This is a genomic window from Pseudoteredinibacter isoporae (assembly GCF_011602085.1).
Lineage (GTDB): Bacteria > Pseudomonadota > Gammaproteobacteria > Pseudomonadales > Cellvibrionaceae > Pseudoteredinibacter > Pseudoteredinibacter isoporae.
Map to the genome: position 1 here is coordinate 475,776 of NZ_JAAONY010000003.1, position 14,669 is coordinate 490,444.

Consider the following 14,669-nt stretch of genomic DNA (forward strand, 5'->3'; position numbering starts at 1 on the left):
TCTATAAACATAACCTTGAGTTATCAATCTAAGCCCTCATACGTCCAAATATGGTTTACTATTCTTCAGCACCCGGTCATTTATCTTTTACCGTTCCAATGAAGTAAATTCATTACATCAACCATTGATATTATTAACAACAGTTGAATAATATCCATAAAGATACAACATCGCACATACAGCCAAATTTGGTTTTTTAATATGACAGTAGGCTTTTTTGAAGGACTTTCTAGACCCTAGCAAAGAAATCACTATACCAGACTCTATTTCAGCAACGCATTCTCCCTCACACAACAACAATTTATCTACATCATTATTCTCAGGAAAATCAAACGCCTCCTCAATAAAAAACTTTTTCCCATAGAGAGTAAACTTATCATAGTTTATGGTTAAAAATCCGAGGCACTTCGAAAACCTTCCAATACCAACCCCATCTAAAAAAACTTCTGCCTTATTAATGGAGAGTAAACTACCATCGAGCTGGAACTCTCCCCCAGAAGGAGTTACCGAAAAAGTTGCCTTATTCCACAGATCACAACTTATTTCAAATCCCGAACTTACATCCTTGCAAGTTGAAAAATCTACACAAATTTTCACATTGTAAACCACCAACAAAAACCCTAGATAATGAACATGACCATTTCAAGCATAGACCTCATGAATCAGGCGTAAAAAATCATTTTACCCCCTTTAACACTAAAACCATTCATTCTCTTATTTCCATACAAAATGACAGGAACCCCCGACGCCCCATTTTTTGTGCTCCCGCTTTGCTCTCTTGTTTTTTTCAACATCACACACAATGAACGAAATATTGTTCGAAGTAGAGCTCTGAACGCCCTCGTAAATTCTCGCACTATGCATTCTTATCACATCCTACAAAATCAACTATCTGATGAAACCTCTTTTTCTTATAATCCTGAAATGATTTCGACTCTCTAGAACCGCCACCTAAGGCTAATGCTATTTCATAATTGATAGGATATCCGGACTTTACCCATTTTGACACGCATTCCGCCCAATACTGCCCACGCAATGCCGCATAGCACAGAAATTCATCAAATGGAAAAGACTGCGCTATCGATGCAGGTAATCCTTGAGATTCCAAACTATGTAAAATAAATAAGACTAATTCCTCAAATGAAGACTCCACGAACTTGATCATCGTTTCGAACCCACAATCAGATTCTATTTCCTCAAGCTTGCCATCGCCTTCAGTTACCCACCTCCCTTCAGTATCCAGTCCTAAGTGGTGATTTCCCAATGGTAAGTCAGCAAGGATAATCCATCTCTCTTCGCTACACTCCATGGTCTGAAATAAAGACGCGTGGGCAGATATAATTTCCTTTACAGTTTCAGTGCGCACAATCAATACCTGCTAGTCTCAGGAAACTGGCCAAATTTTCTAAACTACCAGCTCAAATACAATCAGAAACATCATCAAAACAACAAGAGCTAAAATAGCACACCGCAGCAACCATAGATTACATATTAACAGGGTACTAAAAGGCGCTTTAAAATTTAATTTAATATGCCTAACGAAAAAGTTCTTAACCCCACTATTTCGCAATGCCCAATCTAGACTTACCGACCTACCGTATATCAAAGCAAAAATTAGCAAAAAGAACTGCAATAGGCTTTCGATCACTACCCAACAACCAACCAACTCGATGGCAACTACCAATACACCCCCCATCATTTCAAGATCCACCTGCCTACACTATATAGTTTTATACGTATAGCTGTAGAGTATTGAACACTCGACTAAAATAACTATTGGATTTTAATCACATATAACAGTTCTACTTCCGAGCGGCATAGTAATTAATGGGGCACATAGAATTGGCCAAAGACACGGCCAAAATCTTCGTAGGAAATGCCAATGTAACCCGATTGGAATTGATCAAATCCTTATGCGTCGGCACCCAATTCTTTCTTAATCTGCTCTTTCGAAACCTCGAGATTCCAACTACTTGGCTTTCTTGGTTCTACATCATCATCGAACCAGGACGCCCCTACCACGTCTAGAAGCTTCTGGCCTGAATTCGGTCGTGTAACCGCCTTTTACAAGGCGTATTGCTTATACTTCTGGGAATTTCATGCGATCATCCCAATGATCAATTGCTCTCCCTGCCTTCATTTCGAATCATGGTGCACACCACCAAAAACTTATACCTTTATACTCATGGCTATTGTAAACAGACAATGTTGACAGAGTTGATACCGCATATTTTTGAACCTTTTTCTTTACTAATAATATCGCCAACTCTTAGGTTTTTATCATTCAGAGTTATTCTATAGTCCGAAAAAACCACATCTTTATTAAATAGGGAATCACGAATTATAATTCTAGGGACTCGGTGGTTTCTTGATGTCCAATCGATGTGAGAAGCCACCCCATTAAAATTTTGATTGACTATTCCTTTAGTTTCGCACGTAGATATCAGAAAAAATATGGGAATAACTAATAACGCTAGAAAAAATTTAACAAATCTAATAAGTTCCAAGCCTTTCCACTTTTAACCAGCAAAAACCATCTATGGGTATTCCAGAATTATTGTACTCTGCTTTCTCACACTGAGCGGCTTGGCCAATCCAGCCGTACTTTTCAAGAACACTTGATATTGGATCGAGCACTCTATGAACTTTCAAATATTCACTTATATGATATTTTCCATTTCCCGAAACGGTACTATCAGTATTTTTTAGCCTATTTCGAACCCAAGAATAATTTGACAACTGCCCAATTTGCACTGACGTCAATTTATTTTCTGTATGAGGAACTACTAGTTTTTTCATTGCCGAATCAAGCGAAATTTGAAAGTCCTCTTTCGTCGTTTCACACCAGCCTATATCTCCGTTCTTCCAGCTGCTAATCAGCTTCAAAACCCCATATTGAGCTTCTCCTTTATATTCAACTCTAACCAAACAGGAATCTGTATGATATTCAATGTAATCACGACCTTGGCTTGAGCATGCTTGCAAGGACACGCTCAGAGCCAGAATTAATCGAGCGAAACGAGCTATCATTTTACCTCCCAAAAGAATGCTTTTTTCTTGCCTATGTAGTTGCTGATTGACCCAGTATTTCCAACCATTGCCTTTTTATCCCATAAATCTATATGGTAATTCTCAAAGTATATAATGCCTGTCTTTCCAGTAATATTGGACAGATCATTTTTGACCGTCAATGGACTACCAAGGACACCTTCAATATACCTCGCCATATCAGACGCTCCATAAATGTAGTTCCCATTCCCGTCTGACGACAACGCTCTAATATCACTAGGGAGGCTAGCTGGCGAAGGCACAGGGTAGCCAGCTTTATTCAAGCAGTAGCTCATTCTGGCCGCGCATGTATTACTCCAATTAGCCCTTACCAAAGGATCCTTGCTCGTATTTCGCAAAGCAAAATTTGAACTAACCTTACCACCAGCATTATCTACAACATCGCCTCCAGAAAGTCCTTTGTTAGATGGATACGACTCTTTGAGTTTCTTAAAAGACCACTTGGAAAGCTCATTGAAAAGATATTGATAAGTCGCCGTTCGCGCACCATTTGCAAACTTTCCACCCGTTAACTCCGAAACAGTGCCTCCAACCACTGCATGCGCCAAAGCTCTTTTAAGATAACCTCCGGCTCCATATTTACCCAATACCCCTTTGGTTAACCCAGCACTAATAAATCCATGACCAAACTTTCCACCCTGCAACACACTCATGACCCCACCAGCCATAGCATGTAGCGAAATCTGGCCAGCAATTTGGCCGCCCGTCAGCCAGTTACCACCAAACTTCGTTAGGGAGGAAATAGACACATCTCCGTCCAATACCCCCAACAAATTCTCAATCCCAGCCGATTGAAAATATTGGCCTATACCGTAAAAAGCGGCCGCGCTAACAGCTCCAGTGAATGCCCCCAGAAAAATGTTTTGGCCATTGGCAGCTGCACCTGCAGCTCCCGCTGCAGCACCCACTGCAATATACCCTTGAATCGCACACCCTTGACAGAGCCAAGCGCCAACCACAGCAACAATAGGAGCAACCCATTCCCGCAAGCTAAAGTAACCCGTGGGGTCCGTCCCATTCAACGGATTATTGTGCAAATAGCTGTAGCGGTTAAAGCCTTGGGTATTGGTGGTTCCGTCAATATGTGGATCCGCCTGCAGGAACCTTCCCAGCTTCGCATCATAAATCCGCCCATTCATATGGACGATACCGACTTCGTCCAACATTTCATGGTCGGTAAAACCTCGGGTGGTAATTGCCCCCAAGCCGCTCAAGTTAATGCTTTGGCTTGTGAACTGGCCAACCAAGGCATTCACTTGCGCTTGGGTCATTGCTGCCCAATCGGTTCCGCTGCGTCTTGCACCCCAGGCATCAAAACTGAATTCCTGAACGATATTGCTTTGCTCATCGATAATAACGTCCAGACTGCCCAGGTGATCTTGCAGCAAGTAATGCAGCTGCCTGCCGGGCTGATCAATCGTTGCCGTCTTGCGCAAGGTTTGAATAGCCACGCCAGCAATGCGGCGCTTATATTCAGTGACGCTGTTGGCACGCTGAACAATTTCAACATTGCCCAAATAGAACGTCGTGCTGCGCTGGCCACTGCTATTGTTGTCCACGCGCTTGTAACGACTACGATCTGGATCGTAGCTGAACTCGGTCGTGTGACCGTCTTTTACAATGCGCGTTGCTTTGTCGAAATGGCTGTATGCGATGGTACGATTCATATCACCCGTAGTGCGGGTGTTATTACCATTAGCGTCATACTGATATTGATTGTTCTGACCTGCACCCGAGGTACTGGTAACCGCATGCGGACCCGCACTTTCGCCATAAGTGTAACTACCAACATCGGATTTGCTGATGATATTGCCAATGGCATCGTAGCTGACCGTTTTAGTTTGGCCGTTGCCCAATTTGGCTTCAGTAAGCCGATTCAGGCCATCGTATTTGAAAGTCTCCGACAGGTTTTTACCACCGCTGCGCTCTTCGCGATGTTTCAGATTACCCAAGACATCCCAATCGTAACTCAAGGCTTGTAGCTGGGCACCGCTGCTGCTTTCGGTATCAATATTCAGCAGGCGTCCGGTTTTGGGGTCGTAACGTCGCGTGACAATCGCACCGCTGCCCAATTGGAATTTAGAGGCCTGTGAACGCGGGTCGACTTCGAGATTGCGTAGGTAAACCGGGCCATCCGAACGTGTATCTGCCACCTGCTCAAGATAACCGTAACGGTTGTAAATATTCTTGATTCCGTGATTGCCCAGCAGTGGATGTGCGACATCAAACTGGCCAAAGACACGACCAAAGGCATCATAGGTGGTGCCGGTGATTTGGGTATCACTTAAGCCGGGTAGTTTGTAATGAACCTGACTGAGTCGACCATAATTATCGTAGACATAATCACGGTTATAGGAAGCGTTGTCGCTAACCTGTGCTAACTGCCCCACCCCTTGCGCAGCTGTGTCATAGCGCCAATGGCTCTGTAGGCCACCTTCACTTCGTGACACCATGCGCCCTTGGGTGTCGTAACGCAACTGTGTTCTCTGGTTTTTAGCATCGGTTTGTTCAATCAGCTCACCAAAGGCGTTATAGCGATAACGCCACTGACCTTTGTCTGGATCGTCCATTTGGGTTTTACGCCCCAAGAGATCGTAGACGATGGTCATAGCATTGCCTGCGCTGTCTTCGGTGCGAGCAAGCTGGCCATTCACATCGTAACGATAGAGCACAAAGCCGCCAATATGATCCTGAACACGCACTAGCTCACCCAGGGCATTACGGGTTTCCAATTTGGTTTGGTTCAAGCCGTTTGTATACGTTGTTGCAAACTCGTTGTAGTTTATGCGGCTTATGCTTCCATCAGGCAGCTGAGTTCCAAGGACACGGCCCAAGCGGTCGTAACCCATCGTACTGTAGTGGCGCTGGCCACCATCCACAAAGTAAGGCTCACTCACTTTGACGGTGCGACTCAGGTTATCATAGTAGCTATCAACCGCTACCCAGCGACCATTGAGGTTACGAGACAGTTTACGCTGGCTGCGACCAAGGCGATCAAAACACTCCTGCGCCTGCATTCCATCCGCCGATTCACTCAATACCTTATAGGCAGCCCCCGGCAAACACTGACTATCAGCCAGCTGCATATACTGTCGGCTCCACGCCTGAATACTGCTTTTGCTGGAATACTGTTTGCCCATCGGGCTGTAGCTGATGTCAGTGATAACGCCATTGAGATCTTCGCTTTTAGTAATGGAGCCATAGTGGTTACGCGCCAATACTTGCAGAACTTTGATTTCAGCATTGCGACCATCAAAACGTTGATGCTGTGCATCCACATATCGGCCATGGGCATCATAAACCAATCGCTCGCTTTGACGATTGACGGTAGCTCCGCCATCCCAGCCGCGACTCATGGTATGGGTTTTATTTCCGAAATTGTCGTAGTGATGCGTCGTTTCCAATTTCTGGTCCTGACTACCACCCGGCTCAACCGTTTCTTTTTCCAATAGACCTTTTAACTTGCCACTGCTGTAGTAAGCAAACTGAGAGTTGCGCGTTTGTTCTGCTCTCGGTTGCCCACTCTCTTCTCGAATGGTTGTTACTCGAGTTGATGATAAGCGGCCCAGGCGTCGGCTCTCTTCTAACGAGAAACCACTGGCTGAATAGGTATTCACAGTACGCTTCTCACTGCGAATGCCATTGCCAAATGTCACCGTGGTGATGTTGGTGGGATTACCATAAGCATCGTATTGATTTTCGGTTGTTGTGCCGGTCAACTCCCTACCGGAATTTAAATCTCGATTGCTTTCCGAGCTACGCTTGATATAAGGACGCAAACTGCCTATTGTTGCCGTTCCGTTACGAACCTGCTGCACCCAACTTGGATTAAAGCCCTGTAAACGCCACTCGTTTGTACTGTGGCTAATTCTGTGAGAATCCTCAAGCCTTACTTCAGTTTCAGCTGGGTAACCAATAAACGGCCAGTCCTGACGATAACGGGTCGACGTTTCAATTCGTGTCTGTTCATCAAGCGTTGTCAAACTCCTGAATCCCAGAAAACCACGTCCACCGGCCTGCATCTTGGCTTCGCTGTAGAAATAACTGATAGCACTCAGCTGATTCCGATCTTGTTCGGTAGGAGCGGAGCTCTGAACACGTGTCGCAACATACATTGAACCATGCAACTGAATAACCGCCGATAAGGGCATTATATTTTGCAAACCATCCGAACCATTAAACGGCTGGGTCGTATCGCAGATATAATCACAATCACTGCCATTGCCACGGAATCGTCGATCCCAAAGGCTATAGTGACGTGATGTACTCAGTGGTTCATAGTTGATTCGAGTAACCGCACCCAAGCCATTGGTAATTTGAACAATGGAGCCTGAACTTGGACTGCTGCCATTGTATTGACGCAGATAGCGCTTATCGATCGTAGTGAAATCCAGAACACCATCACCGTTCAAATCCGCCACGATGTTTTGACCAGACTCCACCGCAGAACTGCTGAGGATAATGGCCGTTGAGAAGTTCCGAGTGGCTGGCTGCCACTGTTTTACATAGAGCGTAGTGCCGTCTCGCCAAACAACATCCATATAACCATCGTAGTTATAATCTACGAGCTGAACACTCTGATCCTCAGACGTATTTGAAGCCGCAGGAATAACCGCACCCAAACCGCTGTCGGCCAAACCTGTGCCTGTACTGTAATACAGGAACCAACCATTATGTCTGGATACCAGAACATCACTCAGACCATCAGCGTTCATATCCGCAAAACGCACCGAGTCTTTATCTGGTAAACCAAAACTTGTGTTGAAACGTTCAAGGTAGTAGCCGTTACTGGCCGCTTTAGTCAAGGATAGGCGATAACGTCCCGTTCTTTGTGAAGTGACGATATCCTCGTTGGGGCCTTGTATGTATTCCAAAACGCCGCAGTATTGCTCAGTCAGATAATCGACCTGCCCATCACCATTCAAATCTCCTGCCGGAATTTCTATAGTTTGATCACAAACTCCCGGTGCCAGTTGCCCCCTTGAATTATATGTGCCCGATACCTTATTTGGCCCGCCAAAGGAGTACGGAGTATAGCTGTATACCGATTCATTGGACGACTGCAGTAAATAGTAACGATCGTCACGCCCAGCCTGAAACAGGTTTTGGCTTTGGGAGCTGATCGCTGCATCGGTCAATCCATCGCCATTGATGTCCATAAATGACACGCGGCGCTCATTAAACGGGAAGTTAACGTTTTCTTCATCGAAACGGGGTGGACCGTAGCCATTGCTTGTATTCATAAACAAGCGCCATTTACCGTGGTTAACATCCAAATGGCTATTTTGAGAGCTATCAAAAATCAGTACATCTTGTCGACCGTCATTATTGTAATCCAGAGTTTCCATCCTAAACGCTTGCTTAAGGCCTGCGTGTCTAAAATGGTGCGCAACCTGGGCAACTCTTGATACGCCAGGATTGGAAGATGTAATGGAGTAATACAAGAAGTGATTACGGATATCCCCTTTACGTTTATCCTGATCAGCTTCCAGCCACACCAAATCCAGTATTCCATCGCCATTAACATCAATTGTTTTGACACTTGCAATAAAGCGATTATCTAATGGACTAAGATTTAGTCGTTGCTCAGAACCAAAACTGCGGCTGGCTACAACATCCCAATCAAAGCTTGTCGCCGGCAGGCAGATATTTCCAGCCGCACACTCCTGAATACTGCGTAAGCGACTGTTACTGAGTACGTCTTGACCCACTCTGGCCACATTGTTTTCAGCCAAGTACTGTAATTTGTATGAACGTAACAGTTGCCCGGTATTGAAAGACTCAATGGTTTTCAGGCGAACCCGACGGTGGGATTGCACACCCGCCAAATACTGACTGCGAACATCACTGCGCGCTTCATAGCTAAAACGCAGATACGCTTGAGGGGAGTTGCCAGAACCGAAGGCATAATTGATTCGATCGATTCTGAACCCCTGCCCTGCATCCAGATATTGGAAGGTAATCGGGTTGCCGACACTGTCCTCAAAACGATTAATCGCCCAGTTAATGACCTGCCCTGAGGCTCGTTGTTGGCTATCACTGCTATTTCCGTAAACGCTTTTGGAGCCGTCTTTACGCTGAACTTCAAAATAGGCCGGGGTAGCGGCGCTGCCACCTCGGGCTACAATCGTCGCGAAATTATCAACTTCCGTTTTGTAATACCTGCCGCTTTGCCCTGCCGGTGCAGCGACACTTATCAATCTTTGCCCATCAAGGCAGAAACGATCACTGTCGGTGAAATTAATGGCTTCCGCTCGGCCGTCGACCATATGGGTTTGGCGGCAACGACTGATGCTGCTGAGACCGGACAGATTCCAACCTACCCCGGCAAGACCGTTTCCGCCCTGACTGGAGTATTGGAGAGATATGGTTGGCGCAACACCGGCGGTACCTGACGTCGTAGCAATTGGTACGGAGTAGCTGCTTGCGCCGGATTCTGTAACCCTGAACTGGCCGGCAAGACTGCCGATATCATCACCACCTGGAAAGGCGGGTAATGCCGGTACGCCACCACTTGTTGTGCCACCACGTTTAACCTCGACCGTTTTGCTGACATAAGCTGAGCACTCATTACTGGAACTGCAAGCTCGCACTCGATACTGGTAACTGCCCAACTGTTTGGAAGCCACCATGGTTCTTTGAGCACTTGAACTTCGCTGGATTTGCGCCCAATTGCCACCGGGAACGCGCTCCTGCAATTCGTAAACGGCAATCGCTCCGCTGAAACCAGACCAGCGTAATTGGAAACTGTTGTCAGAGAAGACCTCACTTGGAGCAATCAAGCTCGCATTATCGGCCTTTGGCTTCCCACCCTCGCAAGGGATCGTCTGGGTACCAACCCAATGTTCAATACCGCCATTAGTTGAGGCGTAGGCACTCAAGCTGCGACCACAAATCTGCGCGCGCTCTGTCACCGAAAGCTGACGAGTCGCTCGGTAGTTGAAGCTGCTGCTCGACAACTGGCATCGATCTTTAATCAACTGCTCACTGCTGGTGCTTGCAGACAGTGTTTGATAGGGATTAGAGAAATCGCCCTTTTCACCGAAGAACAAACGCATTGCGATGGGCTGGCGCTGTTTCAGAGTACAAGCCCACCCTCGCAGCGCATCACCGGCTGCACCTTCAAAATTACCGATAGGGACCTGGGCCGATCGTTGTTTAGCTTGGGTCTCAGTGACCAAATTAACCACTCGAGATTCGCGATAGCCACCACACAATTTTGTTGAAGTACAGGCTCGCACACGATACTGGTATTGCCCGCCCTGACTTCTTAAGGGTACTTGATAAATCGTATTGCTTTGATCGGCAATGGTTCTCCAGGCTCCGTTATTGAAACGTTCCTGCAACTCGTAAGTTGCTGCGGAAGGATACACAGCCCCCCAGCTGATTCTGAACGAAGATTCAGTCGTTACATAAGATGGTACATTCAAGACCCGCGATACATCTGGAATATCCGTGGGTTTTGGCGGTGCCGGGCATGGCAAGGAAAAAGAACCAATGCGATCCGAATCAGAGTTGAAATAGGCGTAGGCATGCAGAGTTTTACCACAGTGCTGCTGGATAAAACCGTCGGTTAAAGGCCATTGGAATCGGAAGTTGGAGTTAACGGTGTTACAGTGATTGGGATGTGCAATCGCCCGTTCGCCAGGGATATTTGCTAACAGCTCATTGACTTTTTCTTCTTGTGCATTCCCTTGTTGTGCCGTGAAGCGAATCCGGACAGCTTGTTCATTACCCTTTTGGCAAGCCCAGCCAGTCAATTGGTTGTGAGCAAGATGGGCACCCTCAAAATTACCCACAATTCTTGAATCACAAACCAGTTCTCGGGATTTTATATGGCGTCTCTCGCCGCCACTAACTGCATACGCTGAAATTGTCTGGCCACAATATACATTCAAATCCCTGTCGCTCAACTTCCAGTTAAAGCGCAGGTTTAGCGCCGAATTGGGATTTAAACCACACACCTCATTAACTTGATACTCAGCACGAGAATGCGTATTTAAGGTATGAATTCGATTGTTGCTGCCATCGAAAAATTCGACTCGAACAGGTGCAGTATTCCCGACCTCGCAAGCCCAACCGACAAATTCGTCCTCTTTCCAGGGATTGCCCTCAAAATTCCCTTTTAATTCCGCATTGGCTACACTCGCAAGTGCAAGTGAGGAAATTAATAAAAAACTGTTAACAAAACTGACGCGCTTCATAATTCACTTTGGGCAATCCGCCCTTCCCTGTAACCCAAGGTGACCACACCCTGTTTAATAACATTCTCCGTACTGGTCTCAATTCAAGGAGAGACCAGGGTTTGCTCAATCACCACAAAGTTCTGCATATTGGCATCAAACCTGAGCTTTAAACTGTCACCACTGGCAGGTACATCCATAACCGTAGTTTCCTGAGTTGAAGGACTTACATACATGGCCTGCGCTGATGCGTTCAAAAGACTGTGGGATTTAAAGCTGGCTTCCCAAAAAATTCGGTCATCAACAATCAGACGCAGACGATGATCCCCGTTGTCCAGATTCAAGGTGTTCAAATAATAGCCCCAGGCCGTTTCGGCAGTTGCGCTCAAACCAAGGCGCTGATTAACACTGTTCCTCGTGAAATTCTGTACCGCCTCGGGTGTTGCATCATCGATTTGAATCAACAATTCCTTTCCCTGAAGGTCAGGCAGCTCTGTACTGTACCAACCAGTCAAAGGAACAATGCCCGATAACACACCATCAATAATATGATTATCCAAGCCAACCGCATCCTGCCCATTAAGCTTAGGAAGAGCTTCCACGGATTTGCCATCGTCTGTGAAGTATTTGTTGGAGGACAACATGCTTTGGCCACTTGCGTCCAGTTGATCAACCAAAACAAAACGCTGAGCTTCAGCGTTAAATTTAAGTCGAATATCAAAGTCTGCCTGGGGAAAATCTTCTATGAGAACCGTATTCGTGATGCTGCTGAACGCTCCACTTTGATCAATACGGTTATCCACTGCCAAGCTTTTTAGCTCAGCCTCATTAACAAGAACGCCTTCCTTTGTGCGTACTTTTACACGAATATCGTGCGACCTGATTGTTTCAGCGTCTGCAAAGACCGCCCAATACACGGGACCATTGTTCAATGTTTTTAATTCGACCGGCAACCTGGGGTCTTCATAGCGCAGAGGTACAGAAAATTCGCCACCTTGATTCAGGGTTATAGACACCTCACGCCCTGGATAATGTTTATTAATTTCGGGTTCATAAAGCCAACCCTGCAACATCATCACATTGCCCAGTAAATAAGCTGTTGAATTATTTATGGCATTTAACTGGGTATTCGCAACCGCTTCACCATTCACATCCGTTGTGCCTAAGTCATTTATGCAATCACCAATGGTAGTGTCATCACATGCTTCGAAGGTGGCTTCAATTGTGCAACTGGAGGTCTGCGCCCCAATTGTGTACGCAAAACCCGTTTTCTCGCCGGAGCAGCCGTTAAATTCTGAGAGCCTGAAGCCCTCGCCTGCCGCCGCAAAAAGGGTACCACCATCAACATAGTCATTATCAGGCAACAAAAAACGCCCTTCACCCAACTTCGCAAAGCTGATGATGGTCTGCAGACTACCGTTGTTTTTGTCATCGATGTTTAGCTCGGCCAATATCACACCATCGAACAAAGCATAAATATCGCCAATAAAGTTGTTATTGCGAGTGTCGATGATTGCCAAAAATGGCAATTCGGCGATAGATTTCGGAAACAGCCCCGTGAACTGGTTGTCTTGCAGCTCCAATCTCTCGAGTTGACTCAGCTCACCCACTTCATTGGGAATTTCACCAGAGAACTGATTTCCTCCTAAAGCAAGCCATTTCAAAGCCTGCAAGGAAGCGATCTCGGAAGGAACATGGCCAGACAACTGATTCTCCGACAGAAGAAGTTGTTCTAGCTTACTCAGCTGAAACAAACCGGCGGGCAGGCTGCCAGTTAACTGATTCTCAGCCAGTGATAGAGATTTCAGCTCTAAAAGTTGTGAGATTTCTTCAGGGATTGGCCCGGTCAACCCAGTTCCGGTCATATCCAGAAGTTTAAGTTTAGTGAGAGCCAATAAGGACGTTGGAAATGGACCCGAGATATCGACCCCCGACAAACCCAGAGAATCCAAATTTTTGTTTTGACCCACGCTGGCCGGAAGCCCTGCACTAAAATTGTTGCGGCTTAGATGTAATTGTTCGAGGTTTGGCAGTTCAAAAACGTACGATGGGATAGAGCCCGTAAATTGATTACCTTGCAAGTATAGGTGCCTTAGCTCGGTAAAAGTCCCTAAAAATCCAGGTAAGTCCCCTGTTAACTGGTTACCAAACAACCAGAGATATTCCAGCTTTTGAAGGTTGGCCATTTCATCCGGTAGCGTACCGGTGATGCTACCCTGCGCCAAAACCAGCACTTTGAGTTCAGGCAGATCTCCCAAACTGGCGGGCAAAGAGCCCGAGGCCCCAATATTGTGAAGCTTTAGAGATACAACCCGCTTGTTTTCATCGACAACAACCCCGGACCACCTTGAAACAGGATCAGAGCTCCAATTATTAGGAGACCAGCTGTCTCCATCCAGAGCGTTATAAAGCGATACCAATGCCTCACAATCGCCCTTCAATACATAGGCGTCGTCATTACAAACACTGTTTTCCAGAGCAAAACTGGACAGGCTGAAAGAAAATAGAAATATAGAAAAGATAAAACTAAAGTATGAATTCTTGTTTTCGCAATCCATCGTCAACATCCAAGTACCTGCGGCCATCGATACTGTCCATGTGCTAGCAGCACCCCATTTGAAGGGAAGCAATACTAACAGCTACATTAGCAATTGTTCAATCAAGAGTTGGGGCAGCAAGGAATATTACGAATAAAGTATTGAGATAAAAATTCAGAAAGGGGGCGATAATTTAGCCCCAAAGGACAGGCAAGAAAGTTCTACCAGAAATAAAACAGGTCGAACCTCAGAAATGTATTTTCTTAAGCCACCTACTGAAGGGAAAGCAGCCTCACAAAAGGAAGCCGCTTTATTTTCAAATAGCTTTAGTGATTAGAAATAATAGGCAAAACCTGCGCTAAATGTAATCAAATCACCCGAGCTGTGGCTTAGCAGTTTAAGCCTTATATCTGTGTTCTCGCCTTTAGCAAAGGCAGCGCCAATACCATAGAAAGCTTCGGTGCTCGAGTCATCGACATTAACCCGTACTGTACCCACAGTAACCGTATCATCGAGCTCCAAACGTTCCGCACCTAAAACAGCGAACAAGCGTGTATTTTCTGAAATCTTTCCGCCCAGATTCAATCCGTATGAAAAAGAGGTAACATCAATTCCATATGGACCAACATCTCCATAATGGTTGTAACCGACTTCCATTTCAATGTGATCATTAAACTGCACACCACCACCAACATCGAAGTAAATTCCGTTATCGAAATCGGTATCCGCATAGCCGATATCAGCATTAAAAAATGGACGGACATCCGCACTGACAACAGAACAAAATACAGAAGAAGCGACGAGCAAAACTAACCTTTTAAACATAAATATTTCCTTATCTATTACTATGATATAAAACTTTTATCGATTTTAATTTTTT

The 14,669-nt window shown here is 45.7% G+C and carries 6 protein-coding genes; all 6 read right to left on the reverse strand.

The genetic code is table 11. The features are described from left to right. Window positions 1-117: 117 nt before the first annotated feature. The 6 genes from G8768_RS18465 to G8768_RS18490 all read right to left on the reverse strand — a co-directional run bounded on the left by G8768_RS18465 (window position 118) and on the right by G8768_RS18490 (window position 14,614). A complete protein-coding gene (locus tag G8768_RS18465; protein WP_166847843.1) occupies window positions 118-597 on the reverse strand; it encodes a hypothetical protein in 480 nt (159 codons plus the stop codon). A 259-nt stretch (window positions 598-856) separates the two neighbouring features. Beyond that, window positions 857-1,366 carry a hypothetical protein gene (locus tag G8768_RS18470; protein WP_166847841.1) on the reverse strand — a complete coding sequence of 170 codons (510 nt, stop codon included), beginning with the start codon at window positions 1,364-1,366 and terminating at the stop codon, window positions 857-859. A gap of 1,127 nt (window positions 1,367-2,493) precedes the next feature. Further along, a complete protein-coding gene (locus tag G8768_RS18475; protein WP_166847839.1) occupies window positions 2,494-3,030 on the reverse strand; it encodes a hypothetical protein in 537 nt (178 codons plus the stop codon). Beyond that, window positions 3,027-11,273, reverse strand: a complete 8,247-nt coding sequence (locus G8768_RS18480; protein WP_166847837.1) for a T6SS effector amidase Tae4 family protein — start codon at window positions 11,271-11,273, stop codon at window positions 3,027-3,029. The genes G8768_RS18475 and G8768_RS18480 overlap by 4 nt, the downstream gene beginning before the upstream one ends. A gap of 83 nt (window positions 11,274-11,356) precedes the next feature. Further along, entirely contained in the window at window positions 11,357-13,837 is a 2,481-nt protein-coding gene (locus G8768_RS18485; RefSeq protein WP_166847834.1) for a leucine-rich repeat domain-containing protein, read from the reverse strand. Between the two features lie 285 nt (window positions 13,838-14,122). Then, a complete protein-coding gene (locus G8768_RS18490) occupies window positions 14,123-14,614 on the reverse strand; it encodes an outer membrane beta-barrel protein (protein WP_166847831.1) in 492 nt (163 codons plus the stop codon). Window positions 14,615-14,669 lie beyond the last annotated feature (55 nt).

What these genes read in the sequence shown, in the direction of transcription:
- G8768_RS18475 (WP_166847839.1), bottom strand. Translation starts at nt 3,030, where the DNA reads ATGATAGCTCGTTTCGCTCGATTAATTCTGGCTCTGAGCGTGTCCTTG.
- G8768_RS18480 (WP_166847837.1), bottom strand. Translation starts at nt 11,273, where the DNA reads ATGAAGCGCGTCAGTTTTGTTAACAGTTTTTTATTAATTTCCTCACTT.
- G8768_RS18485 (WP_166847834.1), bottom strand. Translation starts at nt 13,837, where the DNA reads ATGGCCGCAGGTACTTGGATGTTGACGATGGATTGCGAAAACAAGAAT.
- G8768_RS18490 (WP_166847831.1), bottom strand. Translation starts at nt 14,614, where the DNA reads ATGTTTAAAAGGTTAGTTTTGCTCGTCGCTTCTTCTGTATTTTGTTCT.